Source organism: Paenibacillus algorifonticola (genome assembly GCF_000971975.1).
In the GTDB taxonomy this organism is placed as follows: domain Bacteria; phylum Bacillota; class Bacilli; order Paenibacillales; family Paenibacillaceae; genus Pristimantibacillus; species Pristimantibacillus algorifonticola.
Genome location: NZ_LAQO01000007.1, coordinates 81074 through 104620, shown reverse-complemented (window position 1 = coordinate 104620; position 23547 = coordinate 81074). Strand labels below are relative to the sequence as shown.

Here is a 23547-nt window from a genome sequence, read left to right as displayed (position 1 = left end):
TTTGACTAGCTATAAATAAGGGACTGGTGTAAATGGATGACTAGGATAAACAATGGTCTTCCATAAATCAGATTCTAATAGGACTGTTTCCTGAAATCTACTGGGGGGATCAAAAGTTTTAAAGCAAATAATTTTTACTTGAAGACTCTTGTAATTTATTGGATCTTATATTATCATACGAGTAACCATTTATACATTCTTATTAGAAGGTGAAGTGTGAAAATGAAATTTGATGCAAGAGATTTTCAAGAGAAATTGATAGCTGTTATAGAAACTGCTTATTTTGATGAAAAAGAACTTTTTGGCTATTGTTTTGCTAAGGGTTACAGCATTAGCGAGATCAGAACATGGCGAGATGTTTACTTGCAAGCACATGGGGAGCAAACTCGGCATTAATTGAGTTTTTGGAGAGTGTTTCTCAGGCAATTAATTTTTAAAATAGTAGTTAAATAAGATAACTATAAACAACAATACAATTATAGCTGTATGAAAATTAAGAGCGTTGTAAGATTAATCTTTCATACAGCGAGTTTTTCAACATACTGAGTACACATTTTTTAAAGAAGGGTAAGGAGGAAGGGTAATGCGAAATCAAATAGAGTTCGAAGTATATGGAAACTATGCGCTGTTTACAGATCCTCTAACGAAAATTGGAGGAGAAAAGTTTAGTTATCAGGTTCCCACTTATCAGGCCCTGAAAGGAATTGTTGAATCTATATACTGGAAGCCGACGTTGATTTGGTATATCGACGAGGTTCGAATCATGAACGTGATTCAGACGGAGTCCAAGGGAATACGCCCCATAGAATACAATGGCGGGAATACGCTTGCCTATTATACCTACTTGAAGAATGTGAAATATCAGATTCGTGCTCATTTTGAATTTAACCATTATAGGGATGATCTCGTTTATGACCGTAACGAAAATAAGCATCACAATATTGCCAAACGGTCGGTTCGAGCAGGGGGACGCAGGGATATTTTTCTCGGGACGCGTGAATGCCAGGGCTATGTGGAGCCTTGTACCTTTAATGAAGGGACAGGCTTTTATGACGAGGAGCAGGAATTGGACTTCGGACATATGGTACATGGCATCAGTTACCCTGATGAAACAGGAAAACCTGATAGAGAGACTCGGTTATGGGAAGTGAAGATGCAGCATGGTATCATCACTTTCATTCGTCCAGAGGAATGCTTGCTGACACGTAAAACCGGAGAAGGCGTTGTAAAAGCATTCGGTCCTGAAAATATGGAGCCTGTGGATTTGCTGCATGGGCAACTATTTGCAGAGGAGGATAGAGCATGAGTTGGCTCGCAAATTTGAGCAAGACATATGACAATCATACAGATTATATCGGAAAAATTGAGATGAAAAAGAATGGCCGCGAATACTCGCTTATACCGATTTCACATACGACACAGAGTGCACATATTGAAGTTATTTTGAATGGAAAAGGTGAGTTTAAAAGGGCTGTAACGATTCAAAAGGAAGATTCAAGCACGATAATTCCTTGTACAGAGGCAGCTGCTAGCCGGACAAGTGCACCCGTTCCATATCCGCTATTCGATAAACTTATGTATGTCGCTGGTGATTATACACGATATGTCGGTGAGGTAAAGGGTACACCTTATGCAGACTATATGGAGCAGTTGCGTACATGGTGCAAATCGCCTTTTGCTCATCAAAAGGTAGAGAGTATCTATCAATATTTGAAGAAGGGCACGCTGATTGAGGATTTAATTGAAGAAGGGGTGCTATGTACCGATACTCAGGGAAAACTACTAGATAAATGGATCTCTGAAGAGGGAATAGAGAGCAAGGAGAAACCGGAGATTTTCAAAGTCATTGTCTCGGAGCAAAGTTCAGCTTTTGTACGATTTGCAGTGGAAATTCCAGAGGATACCGAGTCAAGGGTATGGCGAGACCGAGAGGTTCAGCAGTCTTTTATTCAGTTTTATGACATGCAGTTGACGGAGACTGATTTGTGCTATGTGACAGGTGGGCGGCTTCCTTATGCGGATAAGCACGCATCAAAAATTAGAAATTCAGGGGATAAAACGAAGCTGATTTCAGCAAACGATACAAGCGGTTTTACGTTTCGAGGACGATTCCGAACAAGTCGCGATGCGGCGTCTGTTAGCTATGCGGTTTCGCAGAAAGCGCATAACGCATTGAAATGGCTAATCGATCGGCAGGCCTATTATTTGGATGGAAAAGTGTTCCTCGTCTGGGGAGTTGATAGGCTTGATGTTCCTGATCCAGGCGGGGATTTGTTTCCCCATTTGAAAAAGGCCAAAGCAAAACGACGTGTCGGAAATGCAGCTCATAAGGAGTACGCTAATGAGGTGCGAAAGGCATTGAGCGGTTACCGTTATAATAATGAACATAAATCTAATGTTGTTATTATGATTTTGGATGCAGCAACGCCAGGGCGACTTTCGATTGTATATTACCGGGATATGAACCGGGAACTGTTTATGGACAAATTACAGCGATGGCATGAATCTTGCTTCTGGCAGCATCAATATAAATTGGACGAGGAGCAAAAGAAATATATTGCTTTTACAGGAGCGCCGGCTACGCGGGATATTGCTTTTGCAGTATACGGACCAAATGCGAAAGAAAAAGTGGTAAAAGGGTTGCTGGAGCGTATGCTCCCTTGCATCGTTGATGAGCGTCCTATCCCGTTAGATATTGTTCGCAGCGCTATTAGCCGTGCATCAAATCCTATTGGGATGGATATGTGGGAGTGGGAAAAGACTTTCAGTATTGCCTGTGCGCTAGTCAATAAAACCTATCAGAAGGAGGGCTTCCAAGTGAGCCTGAATAAAGATTTCGACGATCGGAGCTATTTGTTTGGGAGATTGCTTGCAATTGCTGATGTTCTGGAAAATTCAGAGCTTGAACGAGAGAGGAAGGCATCTGGTAAGGAGAGCAAGCGAGCTACAAATGCAATTCGCTACATGAACGCTTTTTCCCAACGTCCTGAACGGACATGGAAAATTATTCAATCAAGTATACAACCGTACTTCGAGAAAATGGGAGGTAATTCCTACCGTTTTCATCGTCTGTTTGATGAAGTTAGTTCAAAGATGAAGCCAGAGCAGTATACAAATGTTCCGCTTAGCGGCTTGTATTTGCTAGGTTTTTACAGTCAACGCCATGATTTATATACAAGTAAGAAAAGCAAAAGCGACGGCGCCGGACAAGGACAGGATGGCGAGCAGTCGAACGATGAAGAATACGAGAATGACAATGAAAACTAACCAAAAGGGAGAAATTTAAATGAGCATACTTGATCATAAAATTGATTTTGCCGTTGTTTTATCTGTTCGCAATGCCAACCCAAACGGTGATCCGCTGAACGGCAATCGCCCGAGACAAAATTATGAAGGCAAAGGCGAGATTTCCGATGTGTGCCTGAAACGCAAAATCCGTAACAGACTGCAAGACATGGGTGAATCCATTCTTGTTCAGTCTGATGAGCGTCGCGATGACGGTTATCGCAGTATCAAGGATCGGGTAGATGCGAATGCGGACATTCAAGAATATGCTAAGGGAAAAAAACAAAATAATGAGCTTTATGCACAGGCAGCTTGCAATGCATGGATTGATGTTCGGAGCTTTGGACAGGTATTTGCTTTTAGCGGAACGGATGTATCTGTTGGTATTCGCGGGCCAGTATCCATTCATACAGCAGTTAGTGTTGATCCCATTTCGATTTCTAGCATGCAAATTACAAAGAGTGTCAATGCGGTCACACAGAAGGACCCGAGCAAGAAAAGCTCGGACACGATGGGAATGAAGCATAGAGTCGATTTTGGCGTATATGTGTTCTATGGCAGCATTAATACGCAATTGGCGGAGAAAACGGGCTTTACGAGGGACGATGCGGAGAAGATTAAGCAAGCTCTTATTTCTCTTTTTGAAAATGATACTTCCTCTGCGCGCCCAGACGGCAGCATGGAGGTTCATCAACTTTACTGGTGGGAGCATCAGTCTAAGTTGGGGCAATATTCCTCGGCGAAGGTGCATCGCTCCTTACAGATTGGTTTGAAAGAAGGGGTAGCGGAAGCGGCATCAATAGCCGATTACACATGGGGCATTCAGCCGCTTGAAAGGCTGGAAGTCCGCGAGTATGAAGGACTATAGGGACTTATCAAGATTGAGTAATAAAAGGTTTTTTATGGATTTTATTGGTATTATATTTATTGGAAAATGGGATGGTTGATGCCGTGATGGGATCAATTACTTATGCTGTCGTACTCCGTATGGAGTGCGCGGATTGAAACGAGTGTATTGTAGATGCTACGAAATTCCGTCAAGTCGCACTCCGTATGGAGTGCGTGGATTGAAACGTCCATTATGGTTAACTCATTTGATCGGGAGTCACGAATCAGCAAATTCGTACTCCCCACAGACCACCTAAATCGAAACATTAATTATCTATTTTCCGTTTATTCCTATACAACTGGGTATTCCATACAGAGTACATAAATCGAAAAATTTTGAAACCAGGAGGTTGTGATGTTTAAAAAGCTGACATTAACACTACTGGCAACTGCACTACTAATTTTACCTTCATTGCCTGCTTCGAGTTCTGCTGCCGTGCAAGAGGTGGCGGTTACTAGCGGTCAATTGTTGAACAATCGGGTGCTCGTTCCTTTGCGTGTCGTATTTCAAAACTTGGGAGTGGCAATGAACTGGTCGAACGGGAGCAAATCAGTATGGTTCAAAAAAAGGGGATTCCAGAATCGTGCTGCCCGTCAACTTTAAAAGAGCGGTAGCTTTCAGTCCATCGCTTGATCCGAGTATCGAACAGAATGAATATATGGATCTCGATTCCCCAGCGCAGATTATCGAAGGCTCGACCTATGTTCCGCTGCGGTTTATCAGCCAATCGCTGGGAGCGAGCATCACATGGGATCATTTGTCCAAGCAAGCGACCATTACACTCAATGACAAGCGGGTCAAAGTGAGTATGGAGCAGCCAGCCTTCGAAATTCCGTCCTCTCAGAAGCTTACTGTTGCAAGCTTGAAGCTTCTATCCGACAAATTAAACGAAGTAGATACTATCTCTTCCATCAAAAATATCAATACGCATTTCAAGCCTTATTTTACGAATAGTCTCATTCAATCGATTATCAAAAATAAAGGATTGCAGGATACTGGGCAGTTTGAAGCTCCGATAGCAGCGGTTTACTATACAAGCAAGCCGAAGGCTAGTGTTATGCAATCCCTTCTGCTAGGCAATGGAATGACTGGAGAGGACACTTACGTGACGGACCGAATATCCCATTTTGTATATACCGATGGGGTTTGGAAGGTTGATAAGGTAAGCTTTGCTTCTCGATCGATTCCTAATTTGGGTTACTAAGAGAGCCTTCATTTAGATTGAAAAAATAGGCTGTTTCCGCGTCTTATCATCAACGCGGAAGCAGCCTATTTCCAAATGACATCCTCTACTTATTCCACTGTCATCGTTTTCTTCAAAAGCTCCTTCATCATCTGTGCAGCTTTCACCTTGACGCTGAGGCAAGGGGAGATTTCCGCGGAGTAGCGCCCGCTTTGCAGCTCTTCGCGCAGCTCGGCGGCGGTGCGGCATTCCCGCTCCAGCACATTCCATACGCTGCCGAACTGGAGCGGCTGATGGGAGTCGCTGCCTGCGCAGGCGGGCAAGCCGATTTCAGCGGCAAGCTGGCGAACCTGATCGGCCATGCCGGGGCCATATTGATACAAATCCTTCGCATTAATGTCTAAGGCATGAAGGCGCAGGAGCTGCTCAGCCGCATACTGCGTCAGAGGGTTGCTTTCCCGCATCGGATGTGCGCCAATCCGCAGCACGGGAGCATCCTCCGTACGATCCATCAGCTCGGAAAATGGGATAAAGCTTCCTTTTTCCGAATAAGGCTCCAATTGCTGGCGCAAATCGCGCAGGTACAAGCGATTCCCGATAATTAAAATATGCCCGCGCTCCGCGACATCTACCTCCATCCCCGTGAACACCTTCAAGCCATCCACGTCATAATAATCGTCCTGATAGGCGAAGGCTGCGTCAAGCTGGTCCAGCATATCCGTATAATTCAGCGTGTTAAAATGCTCGGTCAACGCAATGGCGTTTAGACCATTTTCAATCGCTTCAGCCGTCATCGCGGCGAAATAGTCGAGCGAAAAATGTGTTTTTTTCGATAGCTTGCCGTGGGTGTGCAAATCAAGATTCATCATATAGCTGAGGTCTCCATTTCAATAGTCGATATTATAAAGAAAAATGCTGCCCTGCTACCGCTAGTGCAATCATATAGCAGAGGGAGCAGCCGAGAAATACAAAGTCCAGCGGACGAATGCGCAAATAGGCGAGCTTCAGCTTCTTAGCATCAGGGCTGACTAGAGAATAAGTAAAGCCGCGCACCTCCAGCGCTTCAACCGTTGTGCGGGTGCGCTTCGCCGTATTCAGTATCAGGGGATAAAAGGCCCGGACGCTAATCGCCGCCAAGTAGACGAGGGAGCGCCAGCCGAAAATCCCTTTTCGCTGCGGCGAGCGTCCGCGGAGGCGGAAGGAATGAATAATGTTGTGATATTCCTCGATCAGAATCGGCAGCATTCGGTAGCCATAGGATACGCCGAAGCTGAACTGCGCCGGCATGCCCAGGCTGAGCAGCGCGTCGCTCAGCTTCTCGGGGTCCATGCTGGAGAATACAGCAATGCTGGCGAGTGAAATGAGCAATATTTTCAGCGTAAGTGTCATTAGGGGCCAGAAGCTGGCGAGACTTCCGCCGAACAGAAGCGAACCGAGCAAAATGTAGCTTATTTCACTGACGAGCCCGACGCCCATAATGATAAGGACGAGCGGACTGACCTTGGAGGATAAGGTGAGCACGATAATCGGCACGAGCAGGCCCAGCAATATGATTTTGTTATGAATGAACCAGGGCGCTATAGCGAAAAAAGAATACCAGATAATGAGAATCCGCGGATCGAAGCGCGATAAAAAAGTAGATTGGCGGCCGAAGGCGGTGCGCATCAGCTCGATTTTGATTTGCTCGACGCTGAGCTTGTCGATCAAATTTTGTTTAATGGCTTCCACTCGTGATGACCTCCTCTCTAGGCAGTTGCTCCGCTGTGTCCACAAAAGCGGCTCCAGTCAGGCGGCTTTGCAATTCGTCAACGGATAGGCACGGCGGCTCTAGGCCAAGCCGATCGCTGAGCAGCGTAATTTGCGGCGGAATCAGTCCGGCCTGCTCCAATACGTGAAGCTCGCGGAACAAGGAACGCGTATCCGTATCCAGCAGCACCCGGCCGTTGTGCATCACGATGACGCGATTCGCCCATTCGGCAACGAGCTGCATATCATGGGTGGCGATCAGTGTCGCTTTGACCTGATCCTGAAGCTCGGCCAGCATCGCCGTCATTTCGCGCCGGCTTGATGCATCGAGACTTGCCGTCGGCTCATCGAGCAGCATCACCGTAGGACGCATCGCGAGGCCAATCGCAAGGGTAGCCCGCCTTTGCTGCCCACCGCTTAACAATCTGCCATCACGGTCCTGAAGCTTGGTGAGCCGCAGCCGTTCCAGCACTTCATCGACAAAAGCAGAATATCCCTCTTTCTTTCGGGCTTTCGGGAAAAACTCCACATCCTTGCGCACCGAATCCTCAATAAACATTTCCTCCGGATGCTGATAGATGAAGGAGACGAATTCAGACAGCTGCTCGGGCGAATGGCGCTTCGTTAAGCGGCCGCAAACGGTAAGCTCACCCTTGTTCGGACGGCGAATGCCGGAAATAAGCTTGAGCAGTGTCGATTTGCCCGCGCCATTGTTGCCGACGAGCGCAATTCGCTCCCCCTCGTAGATCGAAAGATTCAGATCGCGAATAACAGGATGCAGCGCTCGCGTTATCGTTTTGTAGCCGTAGGACACATTCGCGAAGCGAATCAACTCTTGCGGTGACGCCGCATCCGAAGCCTTTGCCAGCGCTGGAACCGGATTGGCGAAAAGGCTGAGCGCTTGCGATTCCCGCCCTGATATAGTCTCGGCCTGCTCAGTGGACGGTAAAGCGGCTTGCGGCTGATAACCCTTTTGGCGAGCATCAACTGCTTCCATATCCTTTTGAAAATAAACCGCAGCCTCCGCCAGCGTAATCGGATATAGCTGTCTTGCTGTCGCTGCAGCCAGTTGCCCGCGCCGTGCTTCCCAATTTCGCACAGCCAAGGTAACCTGTGGCGGCAAAATATTCAGCGCTGCCAATTCATCGACGCAGGACAGCGCCTCCTGTACAGGCTTGATCCAGCGGATGGTGCCGCTATCCATCAAAACCACTTTATCGCAATAATCAGCAATAAATTCGGTATGATGCTCAATGACGATAATGGTTTTGCCGTATTGCTTGTTGAGCATGGCGAGCTTGTCGTAAATAAGCTTGGCGTGATAAGGGTCAAGTTGGGCGACAGGCTCGTCCACGATAATCACATCGGGATCAAGGGCGAGCGCGCCTGCCAGCGCAGTCATATGCTTCTGCCCGCCGCTAAGCTGCCAAATCCACTGATCGCGCAAAGGCTCAAGACCGAGCATGGCGAGCGCTCTTTCGCCGCGCTGGCGATAGTCCGCATAGCCATAATTAAGCGGAGCGAAGCAGGCTTCATCGTACACAGTCGGACGCACGAGCTGATTTTCAAAATCCTGAAATACGTAAGTCACCTTGCGCGAAAGGGAGGAAACCGTTTCATTTGATGCGTCCATGCCAGCTACCTGTATCGAACCGCTTAAATCGCCAACATAATAATTAGGAATAAGACCGTTCAAACATTTGCAGAGCGTCGATTTGCCACTCCCATTCGTCCCTGCGATAGCGATAAATTCGCCAGGCTGAACCGTCAGCCTTATTTCCTGCAAAGCCATTCCCTCGGCACCTGGATATTGAAAGCTAACGTCGTTCATTTCTATGATAGGAGTTGGAGCCGACGAGTCAGCAGCTCGTGAGGTCATCGTTGCGGCGGCAGCATGCTGTAGGCTGCTCAAAGCTTCATATCCCCCGGCTTCTGAGCGGCTTTCGCTTTGGATCGCATCGCGAATGCAACGGTGACGAGCAGCACAAGCGTTGCGGCGCCGATACTCACCCACATATAGCCGCTGCCATATTGCTCAATAAATTCCGGCTCCCAGACGGCGAAGTTAATATCCGACTCGGCCAGAAATTCGGCGACGACCGCAAGGAAGAAAAAGCAGATGCCCGTAATGAGCAAGCGCGGCGTCATCAGCTGTCCAAGAGAGAGCGGAACCCGGCTGTCGCGCGGCTTCATGCCAAGCAGGGGCTCGATTTTGCCATAGAGCCTTGGGACGAGAAACAGTGTCGGCAGCAGGGACAAGAAGATGCCGGTAATGACCATAGCGTTCAGGAAGCTGAGGCCCTCAATGAGCAAAATGCTTTCCGGAAGTCCCGGCACCGCTTCAAATTCCTCAATTCCAAGCCACACTTTGCCGACATCGACAATCGTACCAAGCATCTGGTCAATGCCTACTGCAACGAAGGATGCTAGAGCAAGCTGCTTGCGATTGCGGGGATCACTCACGAGTAGTCCGGCAATATACATAGCAAGCGAGAACTCAATGAATTTCTCCAGCTCGCCGAGTCCGCCAAATTGCCCGAGCAGCAGCTCTCCGAAAATAATCTCGCCGAAGGACGCGCCAAGCGCGGCGTATAGCGGGTTGAACAGAATACATAAAGTGAGCGGAATAAATGCAAAATATTCGACCTTGATTTCAATCGGCCCAAGCTTGAGCTCGGGGATAAGCTCGGAGAACATATTGGAAATGCCGTATAGCGACATAGCCAGTATGAACACCATAAGCTTCTGGGATTGCGTCAATTCGTAACGGCGTTTAAGCGCGGATGTCACGTTAAATTCCTCCTAAGCAAAATGGGATTGAGGCGAAATTCGCATCAGCAGCCTCCGTGCAGCAGCGAATTCTTTTTCAATATATAGAGGAACTGTTAACGCATCATCATCGAATTATTTCGTTTGTGTAAAATAATTTTCATATCATATTTTATGATAAAAAACTTTCATAAAATTGCAGCAAATGCTATACTGCTGATGAAAGGCTGCTTTTGAGGCACATGCACAAGCACAGGAGCGTACAGGCATAGGGAGGACACATCATGGTACCGATTAATATAAAAATGGATCTGGATAAAATGTCAAAAAGCCAGCAGGCGATAGCCAATTATGTAGCGGGCGCGCTTGCGCAAATTCCCTATTGCACCGAGGAGGACATTGCGCAGGCGGTTGGGGTCAGTACGGCGACAGTGTCGCGATTTTGGGCTACGATTGGTTTTGCAAATTTGAAAGCCTTTAAGAAGCATTTGCTGCAAAATGAACATGCTACCCCTGCTCATAAAATGAAGCAGATTTTAAATAAGGTCGATTCGGAAGCGGCCGATGTTGTAGGTGAAATATTGGACATAGCCGCAAATAATGTAGCGGTCACGAAGCAGCGGGTGGAGCGGGAAGCGTTTCATCAGACGGTGGAGGCGATTCACGCTGCGCGTAAAGTCTATATTTTTGGCTCAGGGGCGGCGGTCTGTCTCGTCGCGCTTCTGCAATTCCGCCTGAATCGGATCGGCGTACAGGTGGTGGCGATGGAGGTGAGCGGCAGCGAGCTGTTTGAAACGTTGTCCCATGCCGGGGAAGAGGATGTCGTGCTGATGTTTGGTTTTGTCCGGCGGTCGCCGGAGCTGACGGTTATTTTGGAGCAGGGCAAGACGGCGGGCTACCGGACGGTGCTGGTCACGGATTTGCTCGTCTCGGATATGCTGGAGCAAAGTGATATCGTGCTGCAATTGGATCGGGGAGCGCTGGAGGGCTTTCATTCAATGGCTGCTCCGGTGGCGTTGGTGGATGCTTTGACGGTAGCCGTTACGAAGCGGCGCGGCCAGCAGGCGCTTAATCAGCTGGATCGGCTCCATGCGCTGCGCAAGCGCTATGCTGCGCAGCTTCCAAAGTAGGGGGACAAGCAAGCTGCTCGTCTATAAAGGAACATTTTTCTACGAGGAGTTTTTATCTGTATTCTCTGGATTATCTTTGTTCTTATAAGTGGCCTTTCTGAGGCGATAGACGATATGGGCTAGATTCAGAATACCCGTCACGATAGCTAGAATAGAGGGGAGTAATTGAAGTAAGGTTGGCAAGGTGGTTCCGTTTCCAACAGGGCCTGTTCTCGGCTGCAAAGCTTCCCAATAGCCAAAAAGAATGGCGGCTGAACCGACAAAAATTAAAAACAGCGACAGCACAATGACTAATTTTTCGTTTCTTATTGTAATTTCCCCCGATACAAGGATTAGCTTGCCCGAGCGTGCAGCAGCATTTTATATACTCTTTATTACGAAAACGCCCCCTAAAATGTTACAATTTACAAAGAAGCTGTCTTTTAGACACTTATGCACACATGGGTTAATGTGGATTTTTAAGGAAAGGCTGAATCATAATGAATCAAATTGACTACGAGGCTTTTTATAATGAGGTTGGAGCAAGCAATGGCTGGGATTTCAGCAGGCTGAAGTGTACTTCTGAGGAAGCGAAGTGGGACTTGTATCAGGAGGTCGTCAAGCTTAGCCGAAAATCCGATCTTATGCTCGATATTGGCACGGGCGGCGGGGAGGCTATTTTATCGATTGCAGACTGTGCCCTGCTGCTGGTGGGCATTGATTTATCTACAGGCATGGTCGATACCGCAATGAAAAATATAACGAAAGCCGGGCGGAGCAACGTTCGCGTGCTGCAAATGAATGCGGACAAGCTGGATTTTCCAGGCCGCTTCTTTCAAATCGTTACCTGCAGGCATTCGGCCTTCAATGCGCAGGAGGCAGCCCGTGTGCTGGAGCATGGCGGCTTATTCCTGACGCAGCAAGTGAGCGAGAATGATAAGCTTAATCTCAAGCAGGCGTTTGGAAGAGGGCAAGCCTACGGGGAGAAGCCAGGCTCACTCAAGGAGCGGTATATAGCGGAGCTAACGGAAGCTGGCTTTACGCAGATTGAGGCGATGGAGTGGAACGTCACGGAATTTTATGAGACGGCGGAGGATTTAATTTTTCTGCTCAAGCATACGCCGATTATTCCGAATTTTGGGCAGCAGCCGGAAGATTTTGGGCGATTAGAAGCCTTCATCAAGGACCATAAGTCGGAAAGAGGCATCGCGACGAATGCAGAGCGGTTTATGATCAAGGCACAAAGGTAGAAGCAGGGGGAACAAATGTGAGAGAACAGCAGTTGATTAACAGTCAGAAAAGGCCGATTACGATAAATAACATCGTTCAGGATTTGCGAAGATTAGGCGTTCGAGAGGGCGATTCCGTGCTGGTGCACGCCTCCTTGTCGCGCTTGGGCTGGGTATGCGGCGGGCCGCAGGCTATGGTGCAGGCGCTCATGCAGGCAGTCGGGGACGAAGGCACGTTAATTATGCCTGCGCAAAGCGGAGATTGGAGCGACCCCGCCGAATGGGGGAATCCTCCGGTTCCAGAGGAATGGTATGAGACGATTTATCGGGAGCTTCCGGCTTTCGATCCGGCTTTGTCGCCTACGCGGGGAATGGGGCGTATTGCCGAACTGTTCCGCACGTTTCCGGCGACGGTGCGCTCAGCGCATCCTCAGGTTTCTTTTTGCGCAAATGGGAAGTATGCGGAGCTTATTACGTCCGAGCATATGCTAAGCCCGCAATTCGGCATGGCGTCGCCACTCGGGAAGCTGTACGGCTTGGGCGCCAAGGTGCTGATGCTGGGGACGGGTTATGAATCCTGTACAAGCTTTCATCTCGCTGAAGCGATGAGTGAGCGTCTGCCGACTAAACAGCTGGGAACAGCTATTTATGAAGGGGACGAGCGAGTATGGAAATGGTTCACGGATTTCGCTTATGACTCGGAAGATTTTGCCCGGATTGGGCAGTGCTACGACCATGAAGGCTCTGTGCAAAAAGGTGCGGTAGGCAGCGCCGAGTCCCGGCTTTTTGATTTGAAAGAGGCGGTCGATTTTGCCAAGCAGTGGCTGATGATCCATCGTTCGATGGAGTGAAAAATTTTATGCCGATACAGGTGCGAATGTGAAGCTCACATAAAAACCCTAGGGGATTCGCACCTCAAAATTTGTCGAATCATGACGAAAATCAAGGGCTTGGGGAAAAGTCAATATTTTATTTAGACTTTGTTCGTATGGATGATCTTGAAAATATATGCAATTGATGCCATGATGGAATCAATTGCATATATTTTCGCTGTCGCACTCCGTATGGAGTGCGTGGATTGAAACAACTTTGCTGCCACTCGATTTTTAAACTCTGCCCGTCGCACTCCGTATGGAGTGCGTGGATTGAAACGCGCCTGCCTTGAATATTGACGACGCAGCCTTAACGTCGCACTCCGTATGGAGTGCGTGGATTGAAACTTGTAGTCCGAGACCGCCCGCAGTTGCGAGATTGTCGCACTCCGTATGGAGTGCGTGGATTGAAACCAGTAATCCGGAGGTGCCGTTATGCTGGTCGACGTCGCACTCCGTATGGAGTGCGTGGATTGAAACCCTTTGTAATAATCTCCACTCAAAGCCTTTAACCGTCGCACTCCGTATGGAGTGCGTGGATTGAAACATCGGCCTCTCTCCTAGTCTAGTTATCTTGCTAGTCGCACTCCGTATGGAGTGCGTGGATTGAAACACCTTTTACGCGGTACCACCTATTCCTTTTTGAGTCGCACTCCGTATGGAGTGCGTGGATTGAAACAACGAGTCGATGGGTCACCCGTGCGTCTCCCGTGGTCGCACTCCGTATGGAGTGCGTGGATTGAAACCTCTCTACCGATATGACATTGTTCCAAGCATGTGAGTCGCACTCCGTATGGAGTGCGTGGATTGAAACGTCTCATGTGCGAAATCTATAAGAATAGCTACTACGTCGCACTCCGTATGGAGTGCGTGGATTGAAACCTCTGTGTAACCCTCCGCATCTATTAACTTATTGTCGCACTCCGTATGGAGTGCGTGGATTGAAACGAATGAGCGAACAAAAAGAAACCACCGCTGGAACGTCGCACTCCGTATGGAGTGCGTGGATTGAAACGATAGACAAGGCCAAAGCGATTGACGAGCTTTAGTCGCACTCCGTATGGAGTGCGTGGATTGAAACACATAAGCGACTATGCGGTCTGTGGCGCCCGCGCGTCGCACTCCGTATGGAGTGCGTGGATTGAAACCGCCAGACTGGATGCTGATGAAAGCGCCGTTCTGGTCGCACTCCGTATGGAGTGCGTGGATTGAAACGCTGTTGGCTATATGATTACTACCAAAAGGAGGGGGTCGCACTCCGTATGGAGTGCGTGGATTGAAACTTACGACGGCTTGGGGATAAGGCAAAACAGGGGCGTCGCACTCCGTATGGAGTGCGTGGATTGAAACCCGTCACGACTCAGTTGCGCCAGCATGATAAAGGGGTCGCACTCCGTATGGAGTGCGTGGATTGAAACAAAATAAAAAGCCGCTCATTTGAGCGACCTATAGTCGCACTCCGTATGGAGTGCGTGGATTGAAACACAGCGTCCAGTAGCGCGACAAGTCGTTCGGGAGCGTCGCACTCCGTATGGAGTGCGTGGATTGAAACTGCTTTTGCTGCTGCTCCTGACTAAAAAGTTGTGTGCTAATGGTATTAAAGCTGTGTATTAAGTAATAAAAAGGTTGCCGTAGTAATTAGCACTATACTCAACTAGAAAAGTCCCGATGGATTAAATCGGGACTTTTCTGTATTCAGGGGGCAACTGTTGATCTCAACAATTGGGAACGTATTCGTACAATCAGAAAATCAAACAAACTCAGTCAAGTTGAGTTTGCTAACATGGTTGGTATATCCCAAGGCACATTAAGTTAGTTGGAGCAAGATAAGTATAAACTTAGAGTAGTTATTGCCGGTTTGCTACTACTTTAAATAGCTGATCCATTTTTTGTTTGTTTGAGATATATTTCCCGATAAATTCCTTTAAATCATCTGTAGATTCAAATTCCTCAAGAACGTGACCATCGTACCATTCCTGGAGAAACTCACGGTGGATAACATATGTCTTTTCCTCCACAGTAAACGTGATTCGGTCTACATTTGGAATCAGGGCGAAAATAAAAGAGGCATTATAGACAATCGTATGCTCCAAATCGTCAAGGGAGAGTGAATTATTGACATTTTTATAATTTAAGGAAAGGCCATACGGCTCTTGGTCAGTTTCAAGCATCATCTTGTTTAATTTATCGTTTGCAGGCAACTGATGAACAATTTGTCCGACAGCACTGTTACTGCCAATAAGTGTATTCTTAAACTTAAATAAATCCTCACCAGAATCCGGAATCTTGTTAGTTGAATTGCATGCGACCAACGTAAGCGTCATTAACATCATAATCACAAGGAATTTACAATCCTTCCAAAAAAACTTCATGATTCACCTCGCTATTTCGATTGGTTTCCACATTTTAACGAATTAACCATACCATAGGTTTTAAGAAAAGTTCAAGTTGGTTCCCCATAATCTTTTTAACTTGAGAACGTTTGAAAAAAGTATTATGACTTAAAAGCAAGCATGGGTTTTATGAAAGCTGACCGCTTAGCGCTGAAGTTAAGGAGGACAGCACAGACCGCTGTTGTTTTATAAGCGTGGAAATGATACTTTTTCATCCTGCAAAGAATTTGGGACGGACATCGTGCGAAAGGATCAAGAGAGTTTTTGTTTCATTTTAACCATGCAAAGACGCGTTCTGCCTGATTATTATCAAACAGAATATAGTCATCCTCAAGAAACTGGAGGGTGGCTTTTTTATGTAACGTCATACGCGCCCCCAGATTTGCTGTCTTACTCTTCTTTCTTTTTTCTACCTCTTCCTGTACTAGATGCAGGGTAGAGTCATTTTCCCAATCGAGTTGCCCTTCTACCAGAATATCATCATAAAGGTCGCAACTGGCCTCGAGGACATCCCTTAGGATAGCTAATTTCTCTTCCCTAGAGGCTCTTGCAAGGCGCCAAACTCTCTTGCAGTAAGTTCTAGGATTTGAGAGGACCATGTATGCCCCTGACACTCACGCAACAAGTGAGTGTTTCATAGCACGTGAGAGTAGTGGTAGTACGACTTACAATAGGCGAGTAAGCAGTCGTGAACGACATTGCCCAGATCGTCTGGCTGCCGCGGTGATCGTGGACGTTAAGAGTGTCTCACTGAAACCCTTATTTACAAACAGAAAATCTCCCTCGTCAATGAGAAAACCTAAATAGTGACAATATTTTGATAAACTTGTAAGGTATATTATCAAAATGGAATTTATATGCTAGTATTCTATGTGTTAGATAAATATGGAAGATATGGGCGAATAGTGTTTTGAAAAGCTGGCCAGCTTTCAAATAAAAACTTATTTTCATATGGAGGTTAAGCAATGACATTTAATCTTAAGAAAACCTGTGCAACTCTTTTATCTGTTCCTATTTTAAGTCTTTCTTTGTTTGCCGGAATTTCATTTGCCAGTGCCCAAGCAAAAGAACTGACCATCCCATCCAATCAAGGCACTTTAACCTCTAATGTTTGGAGAGCTACGACCGCGACATCCTCCGGAAATACGCTTCAATGGGACTGGCAGGTGTCTGCTGTTTATAGCGGTACCAAAACTGTATCGTCCATTAGGACTTCCTGGAGTAGCACAGCCTCGTTGAGAAACTCTGCACAAATTTCCATGGGCGTTTCCGCTGACGGCGCAAGCGCTGGGGGAGGTTCCTCATGGGCGAGTACGACAACGGTTCTGAAGTACTGGGAGAATTCCAATGGAACCAAATCGTCGGATTGGCGTTCAAACATCGTTATCGGACCGAGCGTCGACTATAGAAGTGGAACGATTGTTACGACAAATACCGCTAAAGTAAAACTTTCGAGCGACCCTAAGTATTACGAAATTAGCGCAGGCGTTTAATTCGCAAAACTGAAGAAGGTAACAGGTAAAGAATCGACCGTTTATGCGGCTGATTCTTTACCTGTCGTTTACTATCTTTCATGATCGATGTGGGGGGCAAATGAAGAAATTCGTCTTGATGTTGCTTATTGTTCAGCTCGCGATAGCAGGTTGTAGTCGTCATAGTGACGTACAGCCAGGCGGTGGGGCGGTGAATGATGTTGAACTGCCTAAATGCAGTGAAGAGGGTCAATGTATTTATCTAATCAATCGATATTCTCAGAAGTTACTGACTTATAATGAGAAGACAAAGTCCATCGAAGAGCAACAGGATATTCCAAATTATATTTACTATGAATTTAATACGGTCAGTCCATACTTTACGGTTGGCAACAGCATTACAAATGGTTTCTCGATATTAAGAATCGACAAGGATAACGTTAAGGAAAGCGTACTGCTGAAAGATAGAAAAAACGAAGCCATTTTTCCTTTGGCAACAAATGGTGAGTGTTATTTTTTTATTCATTCCTATTATGATGACAGTGGGAAGGAAACGAAACGTACTATTGCAGAATTAATTCAAGATAGCACGAAAGATATCCCTAATGTATCGGGACTGGTGTCATACGGGACGATAGTTAAAGATAAACTTTACTATACGGTATATGACGAAACTTCAAATTCTTTCATTTTACATTCCTTGTTATTGAACAATTTAGAAGCAGCACCACGGATTGAAGCGGATAATCTCGAAACTGGGGAGTTATATAGTACAAATGGAGAATTGCTAACTTCTAGCAATGAATTGATATTTAATGATAGAATACAATTCGAGAAAAAAACGTTGAACTATATAGACGATGAACATGAAATTCTTATCCAAATCTATCCTAACCAACAAGCAGATCTTGTGCTGGATGTTATTGATATTGCGTCTAAGAAACAAATAGGAAGTGCTTCAGGCGTCATTGATTTTTCAGTCGATGATCAAGTGATTACTGTTTATTGCGAAGAACACATTAAGCAAATCAATATTCCATAACTGTAGATAAGAGGGGACAATGAAGACATTAAAATTGGTGGGTTTAACCAAACGGTTCGGTGATAAGGATATTCTTAATCGTATCGATTTTGAATTTCATAGTCCAAACCGTTATATCATTCATGGGCAAAGCGGATCCGGGAAGACTACGTTGCTCAATTTAATAGCAGGTTACGATAACCCGGATCGCGGCCATGTAGAAGGGGAGGGCTCTTCAAATGTAGGATATTTATTCCAAGATGAAATGCTCTTCTCAAATTTAACGGTCAGAGAGAATTTATTCATTAAGTACGCTTCTTTCTCGCCTAATCACCATGCTGATTCACATTTCGAATCGCTAATCGGGCAAACGTTGCGCAACTTTAATATTCTCGATCTAAAAGAAAGAAAAGTATCGATGCTTTCCGGCGGAGAGAAACAACGTGTCCAGTTAGCGTCCATTCTTATTTCGGAACCGGATATCGTTCTGATGGACGAGCCGACCTCGAAGCTTGACAAAAAAAACAAAGAACAGATTATCAAGACCATCGAAAATGTATTTAAAAACAAGTTGATTATTGTGGTTAGTCATGAAAGCAACCTGCTATTAGAGGGTGGGATGGACCTGAGGCTGGAGAACGGGAGATTATATCATGAATAAAGCTAAAAACACGCCCATTATATCTCGTTTAATCCTTAAGAAATCAAATTCGTATCTACGCATTTCAATTTTGCTCTTCATCTTCTCTCTAGTATTGATTGCGAGCTCAGCCGTGTATTTTATTAATCAATATCTCCAAGTAGATAAAGATTTTCTCTCCAATGATAATACGCATATCATTGAAATTACGACCTCGCGAGGCAATGCGATGCATGCTCAACCTTTGAAATACGAGGATGAAACGACCATTCGTGAAGAGATTGAAAAAAAGCACCCCGATACAAGTTATAAGGTCTTTAAGGAGTATCAGTTTAACTTCGGGATTCAAGATGCAAAGGGAGGTACCCATTTTATTTACGGCCTCGATGAGGCGGGTGGCGAATTTTTAGGAAGCTGTGACTTGGAAATAAGAAAAGCTTGCGGAAAGATGGAATTAGATCAGGTGCTGACCTTGAATCTCCCAATTGTCAAAATCCATGAAGACGGGCTGAGCAGCAGCGAGATCGTCGAATATCCGATTTACTATCAGTTAGGCGTAGCAGATAAAAACCCTTTTTCCCTTTATAACGATGAACAATTAGAAAATATTTATATAGGCAGCAGAACGTATAAAGAAATGATCGAAAAAACATATTTGATTCAATGGGACCAATTCGTCAAGGAATATGATAGTCATAATCCGTTCGGTATCCAATCCTTGAGGAAGATATATGTCTACGTCGACGCATTATCTCAAGTGGAAGGAATTGCAGAACTGGTCAATGATAAAGGATATAATACAAATTATACGTTTAAAGCATTTGATAATTTTGATGTGTCCATGAAAAATACGGTCGTATTGTCATTGGCCTTAGGGTTTCTAATTCTGATGATAACGGCCTCGCATGTGATATTGTCGTTTAATTCTTATCTCAAAGTACAGCAAAAGGATATGGGGATTTTAAAACAACTGGGGTACAACCCAACAACAATTAATCAGATATACTCACGGAATATTAACGCTATCTTCTTATTCACTGCCGTGGGGATAACGCTTTACATCGTGGTAGTAAGTGCTATTTTCATTGGTGAAAATGTGTATCTATTCATGTTCTCCATTATAGTACTGATAATCTTAATCCTTCTCGCAATTAATCGTATAATTGTTTTATGGATCCTACGGCAATATTCAAAGAAGAATATACTCACGCTCCTTAAGATAAACAAAGAATTCGAATAAGTACAAATTTCTGGAGGCCCTTAGCATGCAACGTAAAGTTAAGAACATGGTAAGTGCAGTTATTATGATAATTGTATTCATGATAACCTTAATAGGTTGTACTTCTAGTCCATCCGAAAACGATGATACGAACAGCGTCTTGCTGCGGATCGCAACTACATACGGTGAGTCTGAAAACAATTGGCTTAGACAACAGTACGCCGAGATTTTTGAGTTTACTCATCCGAACGTCACGATAGAATTTATCCCTGTTATGACGGATGGTGAGCAGGAGCAGAGTCCATTGGAGCAATTAAAGACAACATTATTGGATTCAAGTAAAGCTGATCTTGTTCTGGTTGACTACCAAAGCTTGTGGAGACTGATTGATGAGAATCTGTTGATTAATCTAGATCCCTTAATAGAAGAAAGTCAGATTGAAACGGGTGAACTAGCCGCGCCAGTTAATAATACGTTGTCCATGATAGGCAATGGCAATACATATGGTCTCTCACCAACTTTTTCAACCACAGCACTCTTTTATAATAAAACGATCTTTGAGAGACAGGGAGTTCCATTGCCTCGCGATGGAATGACATGGGATGATTTAATTCAGTTGGCAGGGCGCCTTCATCTGGGAGAAGGGAAATTATCGCATGGATTTACTTTCAACAGTTTCTCTTCGGATGCGTTTTACGATATGTTGAGTTATGCGTCGCCGCTTCAAACCATGATTTTTAACGAAAAGGAACGTAAAATGACGGTTGATACGGACAGTTGGGAACGGATCTGGACGGACTTTATTAATTTGGCTCGCCATACAAAGCTTCCACTGCCTGATGTCGAGAACAAAAATGCTTCCGAAGCAAGCAATGACAGTATGAATCCCTATTCTAACGATTACTTTCTATCGGGACAATCGGCTATGACAATTGCTTCGTACAATTACGTCAATCAGATAATGGACGCGAATCTGAATGCGCCACAAATTCAGGGAATGGAACAGATTGAATGGGATGTGGTTACCCTGCCTATCCATGCTGATCAGCCCGGCATAGGCGGGAACATTACAATTAGCAATGCAATGGGTATAGCTGCAAATGCGCAGAACAAAAAGGAGGCTTGGGAATTTATTAAGTTTATCAATAGCAAGGAATGGGCAAATACGAAATCGCGCAGCAATAACAATGATTTGTTCACCTATGTTAAATCAAACAAGCCCCAGAGCAATTTGAATTACAACCTAGAGGCCTTCTTCAATCTAGTACCTGCCCCCTATCAGATTAAGCTCGGACGCATGTTAGATGAGAAGCCAGACCTGTATCAAGTGTTGGACATCGGGCGTAATAAATTAAATGAAGTTCTTATCGGGGATAAAGAGGTTCGTCAGGCTCTGAGAGAGTGGGAGATAGAAGGGAATATTAAACTTCAGAAAATTCTTTAACAACACCTGGGATTCTTGCTTTATAACTTGACAGTTGCAAGATTAATAATCTGAGGTTAATCCAGACAGACTGGTAGCGTTAGTGATTTCAGGGGTGTTATGAAATCATATTTAGATCTCCACTCGGTGGGTGGTGGATTCCTTCTTACATGACGATTGTCTAGAATAAGAAAGACAATCCGCCGACCACGATTTGTGGGGTGATTCCGGATCGTTTCCATGAATCGTCCCATCCGTCGTTTTTGCATCCGATCCACGGACCAAGGGGACTCGTAGAAAAAACGCTTCTTTAAATAGGTGTTAAATAAACAAATTAAGCTTACTCAATGCTTATCACTATGATTACTTAAATGAGAGTACAGTATTGTGGAGTTTACTAAAAGAATAGTAAAACAGACGCCTCAAGTTATATTGAAAACTTGAGGCGTCTGTTAAATTTAACCGTTAGTTGTCAGAATTCACCCATCTTCTAAAGTGGGAGATGAATGGCAACGGTCTGATCTACATGGACTCTTACAACCTAAGATACTATAATAATAGTATTCAGTCCTATATGATAAAAGGTTGTGTAATCAATGAAATTAGACTCAAATAACCATTCAGTGTTCTTGCTCCATTATCACCTGATTCTAGTCATCAAATATCGTAGGGAAGTCATTACCGATGAAATATCCGAACGTCTGAAAGAGATATTCGAATACATTCAGCCTACTTACCATGTGACTTTGCAGGAATGGAATCATGACAAGGATCATGTTCACGTTCTCATGAAGACGCATCCTAATACCGACATTTCCAAATTTCTCAACGCTTATAAGAGTGCATCCTCTAGGCTTATCAAGAAGGAATTTCCTATCCTCCGAAAATCACTTTGGAAAGAGCATTTTTGGTCACGTTCCTATTGCTTGCTTACAACGGGTGGAGCGCCAATAGATGTAATCAACACATACATCGAAAACCAAGGCATGAAAGGATGATCGGAATTGCTGAAAGCCTACAAATACCGTATCTACCCAAGCCATGAGCAACAATCCTATTTAGCTAAAGTATTCGGCTCTGTTCGCTTCATCTACAACAGAATGCTTGCAGATAAGATTGAACATTACAAGCAAACGGAAACGATGCTCAAAAATACACCAGCACCATACAAAAAGGAATTCGACTGGCTGAAAGAAGTGGATAGCCTAGCATTAGCTAATGTACAAATGAATCTTGAAAAAGACTATAAGCATTTCTTTCGTGATAAGAAAGTGGGATTTCCTAAATTCAAGAGCAAGAAGACGAATCACCATAGCTTCACAACCAATAACCAAAATGGAACCGTTACCATTGAAGATGGAACTATCAAGATTCCAAAGCTAAAAACGAGAATCAAATCAAGTTGCATCGTCCATTCGTAGGACTTATCAAATCATGTACGATTTCCAAAACACCAACGGGAAACTATTATGCTTCCGTATTGGTTGAAACGGATATAGGCCAGTTGCCCAAATTGGATACTAAGATGGGCGTTGATCTTGGACTGAAAGACTTTGCTATTACTTCACAAGGCGAAATCATAGCCAATCCTACATACTTGCGTAAATCTGAAAAGCGATTAGCTAAGTTGCAAAAGGACTTATCGCGCAAGAAGAAGGGAAGCCATAACCGTCATAAGGCGAGGCTGAAAGTGGCCAAGCTACATGAAAAGATTAGCCATCAGCGTAAAGACTTCTTGCACAAAACGTCTGCCAAAATGATAAACGATAACCAAGTAATCGTTATGGAAGACTTGCGTGTAAAGAACATGATGCAGAATCACAAGCTTGCAAAAGCGATTAGTGAAGGATCTTGGAGCATGTTCCGTTCGATGCTTGAATACAAGTCTGCATGGTATGGCAGAGAATTGATAATTGCACCGAAGAACTATGCAAGCAGTCAGTTGTGTTCATGTTGCGGTTACAAACATGCAGAGGTGAAGAATCTTGCCTTGCGTGAATGGACATGCCCAAACTGTCATTCGCATCATGATAGAGACGTAAACGCTGCTCAAAACCTTCTGAAACTAGCCATGTAAATGGCATCTATTGGGTTAGGAATCTAGCCTGTAAGCTTGGGTAAACTTGGAGCAGTAGCTTCATTGACCAAGAAGCCACCACCTCTTAGGTGGTTGGTAGTTCACTACGCATTAACTCAATTTTAACTGTTTCTGCACCACTAGGTTTACCATTACTAGCCCATGCCGATATCTTAGCTCTACACCTTTGTTTGGTAAGCGTCAAATAGCCCACACCTCA

Annotated in this window: 22 protein-coding genes, 1 pseudogene and 1 CRISPR repeat array; of the genes and pseudogenes, 17 read left to right on the top strand and 6 right to left on the bottom strand. The window is 45.0% G+C overall.

Going from position 1 to position 23547, the window contains the following annotated elements:
* The first annotated feature begins 222 nt into the window (after window positions 1-222).
* From WH37_RS35560 to WH37_RS15380, 6 genes are all read left to right on the top strand, one after another.
* A complete protein-coding gene (locus WH37_RS35560; RefSeq protein ID WP_156182311.1) occupies window positions 223-396 on the top strand; it encodes a hypothetical protein in 174 nt (57 codons plus the stop codon).
* A 187-nt stretch (window positions 397-583) separates the two neighbouring features.
* Window positions 584-1306 (top strand): type I-C CRISPR-associated protein Cas5c, encoded by a 723-nt coding sequence (gene cas5c / locus WH37_RS15400; protein WP_046231490.1) that lies wholly within the window; start codon window positions 584-586, stop codon window positions 1304-1306.
* Window positions 1303-3267, top strand: a complete 1965-nt coding sequence (gene cas8c / locus WH37_RS15395; RefSeq protein WP_046231489.1) for a type I-C CRISPR-associated protein Cas8c/Csd1 — start codon at window positions 1303-1305, stop codon at window positions 3265-3267. The genes cas5c and cas8c overlap by 4 nt, the downstream gene beginning before the upstream one ends.
* Before the next feature lie 19 nt (window positions 3268-3286).
* A complete protein-coding gene (gene cas7c / locus WH37_RS15390) occupies window positions 3287-4153 on the top strand; it encodes a type I-C CRISPR-associated protein Cas7/Csd2 (protein ID WP_046231488.1) in 867 nt (288 codons plus the stop codon).
* Window positions 4154-4528: 375 nt separating this feature from the next.
* The gene (locus WH37_RS37070; RefSeq protein ID WP_046231487.1) at window positions 4529-4777 is read left to right on the top strand and encodes a stalk domain-containing protein; all 249 of its coding nucleotides are present in this window, start codon (window positions 4529-4531) and stop codon (window positions 4775-4777) included.
* Window positions 4758-5378, top strand: coding sequence for a copper amine oxidase N-terminal domain-containing protein (locus tag WH37_RS15380; protein WP_046231486.1), 621 nt, complete (start codon window positions 4758-4760; stop codon window positions 5376-5378). Before WH37_RS37070 ends, WH37_RS15380 begins: the two co-directional genes overlap by 20 nt.
* An 89-nt stretch (window positions 5379-5467) precedes the next feature.
* Here WH37_RS15380 and WH37_RS15375 read toward each other — a convergent pair whose 3' ends face one another.
* The 4 genes from WH37_RS15375 to WH37_RS15360 are packed head-to-tail and all read right to left on the bottom strand — an operon-like array spanning window position 5468 to window position 9842.
* A complete protein-coding gene (locus WH37_RS15375) occupies window positions 5468-6226 on the bottom strand; it encodes a PHP-associated domain-containing protein (RefSeq protein WP_231594245.1) in 759 nt (252 codons plus the stop codon).
* Window positions 6227-6257: 31 nt separating this feature from the next.
* The gene (locus tag WH37_RS15370) at window positions 6258-7085 is read right to left on the bottom strand and encodes an energy-coupling factor transporter transmembrane component T family protein (RefSeq protein WP_046231485.1); all 828 of its coding nucleotides are present in this window, start codon (window positions 7083-7085) and stop codon (window positions 6258-6260) included.
* Entirely contained in the window at window positions 7072-9015 is a 1944-nt protein-coding gene (locus tag WH37_RS15365) for an ABC transporter ATP-binding protein (protein WP_063838025.1), read from the bottom strand. The genes WH37_RS15370 and WH37_RS15365 overlap by 14 nt, the downstream gene beginning before the upstream one ends.
* Window positions 9012-9842, bottom strand: coding sequence for a DUF8171 family membrane protein (locus WH37_RS15360; protein WP_046231645.1), 831 nt, complete (start codon window positions 9840-9842; stop codon window positions 9012-9014). The genes WH37_RS15365 and WH37_RS15360 overlap by 4 nt, the downstream gene beginning before the upstream one ends.
* A gap of 314 nt (window positions 9843-10156) precedes the next feature.
* Here WH37_RS15360 and WH37_RS15355 point away from each other — a divergent pair, with 314 nt between their 5' ends.
* The 4 genes from WH37_RS15355 to WH37_RS37260 all read left to right on the top strand — a co-directional run bounded on the left by WH37_RS15355 (window position 10157) and on the right by WH37_RS37260 (window position 14898).
* Complete coding sequence (locus tag WH37_RS15355; RefSeq protein ID WP_046231484.1) at window positions 10157-11002, top strand: MurR/RpiR family transcriptional regulator; 846 nt, start codon at window positions 10157-10159, stop codon at window positions 11000-11002.
* A gap of 479 nt (window positions 11003-11481) precedes the next feature.
* Window positions 11482-12231 (top strand): class I SAM-dependent methyltransferase, encoded by a 750-nt coding sequence (locus WH37_RS15350; RefSeq protein ID WP_046231483.1) that lies wholly within the window; start codon window positions 11482-11484, stop codon window positions 12229-12231.
* A 17-nt stretch (window positions 12232-12248) separates the two neighbouring features.
* Window positions 12249-13061, top strand: coding sequence for an AAC(3) family N-acetyltransferase (locus WH37_RS15345; protein WP_046231482.1), 813 nt, complete (start codon window positions 12249-12251; stop codon window positions 13059-13061).
* A 201-nt stretch (window positions 13062-13262) separates the two neighbouring features.
* A CRISPR array of direct repeats spans window positions 13263-14634; the repeat unit is 33 nt; unit sequence GTCGCACTCCGTATGGAGTGCGTGGATTGAAAC.
* Window positions 14635-14754: 120 nt separating this feature from the next.
* Window positions 14755-14898, top strand: coding sequence for a helix-turn-helix domain-containing protein (locus WH37_RS37260; protein ID WP_331458053.1), 144 nt, complete (start codon window positions 14755-14757; stop codon window positions 14896-14898).
* Between the two features lie 31 nt (window positions 14899-14929).
* Here WH37_RS37260 and WH37_RS15340 read toward each other — a convergent pair whose 3' ends face one another.
* Together WH37_RS15340 and WH37_RS15335 are read right to left on the bottom strand one after the other, a co-directional pair.
* The gene (locus WH37_RS15340; RefSeq protein ID WP_046231481.1) at window positions 14930-15454 is read right to left on the bottom strand and encodes a DUF4825 domain-containing protein; all 525 of its coding nucleotides are present in this window, start codon (window positions 15452-15454) and stop codon (window positions 14930-14932) included.
* A gap of 290 nt (window positions 15455-15744) precedes the next feature.
* Window positions 15745-16074: a transposase gene (locus tag WH37_RS15335; protein WP_046231480.1), complete on the bottom strand. Its 330-nt coding sequence runs from the start codon at window positions 16072-16074 to the stop codon at window positions 15745-15747.
* A gap of 366 nt (window positions 16075-16440) precedes the next feature.
* Here WH37_RS15335 and WH37_RS15330 point away from each other — a divergent pair, with 366 nt between their 5' ends.
* From WH37_RS15330 to tnpB, 7 genes and pseudogenes are all read left to right on the top strand, one after another.
* Window positions 16441-16968: a hypothetical protein gene (locus WH37_RS15330; RefSeq protein ID WP_046231479.1), complete on the top strand. Its 528-nt coding sequence runs from the start codon at window positions 16441-16443 to the stop codon at window positions 16966-16968.
* Window positions 16969-17068: 100 nt separating this feature from the next.
* Window positions 17069-17989 carry a hypothetical protein gene (locus WH37_RS15325; protein ID WP_046231478.1) on the top strand — a complete coding sequence of 307 codons (921 nt, stop codon included), beginning with the start codon at window positions 17069-17071 and terminating at the stop codon, window positions 17987-17989.
* 19 nt (window positions 17990-18008) lie between these two features.
* Window positions 18009-18629: an ATP-binding cassette domain-containing protein gene (locus WH37_RS15320; protein WP_046231477.1), complete on the top strand. Its 621-nt coding sequence runs from the start codon at window positions 18009-18011 to the stop codon at window positions 18627-18629.
* The gene (locus WH37_RS15315) at window positions 18622-19848 is read left to right on the top strand and encodes an ABC transporter permease family protein (RefSeq protein ID WP_046231476.1); all 1227 of its coding nucleotides are present in this window, start codon (window positions 18622-18624) and stop codon (window positions 19846-19848) included. The genes WH37_RS15320 and WH37_RS15315 overlap by 8 nt, the downstream gene beginning before the upstream one ends.
* A 25-nt stretch (window positions 19849-19873) precedes the next feature.
* The gene (locus WH37_RS15310) at window positions 19874-21271 is read left to right on the top strand and encodes an ABC transporter substrate-binding protein (RefSeq protein ID WP_046231475.1); all 1398 of its coding nucleotides are present in this window, start codon (window positions 19874-19876) and stop codon (window positions 21269-21271) included.
* Between the two features lie 575 nt (window positions 21272-21846).
* Window positions 21847-22248 carry an IS200/IS605 family transposase gene (gene tnpA, locus WH37_RS15305; RefSeq protein ID WP_046231474.1) on the top strand — a complete coding sequence of 134 codons (402 nt, stop codon included), beginning with the start codon at window positions 21847-21849 and terminating at the stop codon, window positions 22246-22248.
* Between the two features lie 6 nt (window positions 22249-22254).
* A pseudogene (tnpB, locus tag WH37_RS15300) lies at window positions 22255-23327 on the top strand (IS200/IS605 family element RNA-guided endonuclease TnpB).
* Window positions 23328-23547: the final 220 nt, after the last annotated feature.

Excerpts from the sequence above, each read along its gene's own strand:
- WH37_RS35560 (WP_156182311.1), top strand. The coding sequence starts at position 223 with ATGAAATTTGATGCAAGAGATTTTCAAGAGAAATTGATAGCTGTTATA.
- cas5c (WP_046231490.1), top strand. The coding sequence starts at position 584 with ATGCGAAATCAAATAGAGTTCGAAGTATATGGAAACTATGCGCTGTTT.
- cas8c (WP_046231489.1), top strand. The coding sequence starts at position 1,303 with ATGAGTTGGCTCGCAAATTTGAGCAAGACATATGACAATCATACAGAT.
- cas7c (WP_046231488.1), top strand. The coding sequence starts at position 3,287 with ATGAGCATACTTGATCATAAAATTGATTTTGCCGTTGTTTTATCTGTT.
- WH37_RS37070 (WP_046231487.1), top strand. The coding sequence starts at position 4,529 with ATGTTTAAAAAGCTGACATTAACACTACTGGCAACTGCACTACTAATT.
- WH37_RS15375 (WP_231594245.1), bottom strand. The coding sequence starts at position 6,226 with ATGATGAATCTTGATTTGCACACCCACGGCAAGCTATCGAAAAAAACA.
- WH37_RS15360 (WP_046231645.1), bottom strand. The coding sequence starts at position 9,842 with ATGGTGTTCATACTGGCTATGTCGCTATACGGCATTTCCAATATGTTC.
- WH37_RS15355 (WP_046231484.1), top strand. The coding sequence starts at position 10,157 with ATGGTACCGATTAATATAAAAATGGATCTGGATAAAATGTCAAAAAGC.
- WH37_RS15350 (WP_046231483.1), top strand. The coding sequence starts at position 11,482 with ATGAATCAAATTGACTACGAGGCTTTTTATAATGAGGTTGGAGCAAGC.
- WH37_RS15340 (WP_046231481.1), bottom strand. The coding sequence starts at position 15,454 with ATGAAGTTTTTTTGGAAGGATTGTAAATTCCTTGTGATTATGATGTTA.
- WH37_RS15335 (WP_046231480.1), bottom strand. The coding sequence starts at position 16,074 with ATGGTCCTCTCAAATCCTAGAACTTACTGCAAGAGAGTTTGGCGCCTT.
- WH37_RS15330 (WP_046231479.1), top strand. The coding sequence starts at position 16,441 with ATGACATTTAATCTTAAGAAAACCTGTGCAACTCTTTTATCTGTTCCT.
- WH37_RS15325 (WP_046231478.1), top strand. The coding sequence starts at position 17,069 with ATGAAGAAATTCGTCTTGATGTTGCTTATTGTTCAGCTCGCGATAGCA.
- WH37_RS15320 (WP_046231477.1), top strand. The coding sequence starts at position 18,009 with ATGAAGACATTAAAATTGGTGGGTTTAACCAAACGGTTCGGTGATAAG.
- WH37_RS15315 (WP_046231476.1), top strand. The coding sequence starts at position 18,622 with ATGAATAAAGCTAAAAACACGCCCATTATATCTCGTTTAATCCTTAAG.
- WH37_RS15310 (WP_046231475.1), top strand. The coding sequence starts at position 19,874 with ATGCAACGTAAAGTTAAGAACATGGTAAGTGCAGTTATTATGATAATT.
- tnpA (WP_046231474.1), top strand. The coding sequence starts at position 21,847 with ATGAAATTAGACTCAAATAACCATTCAGTGTTCTTGCTCCATTATCAC.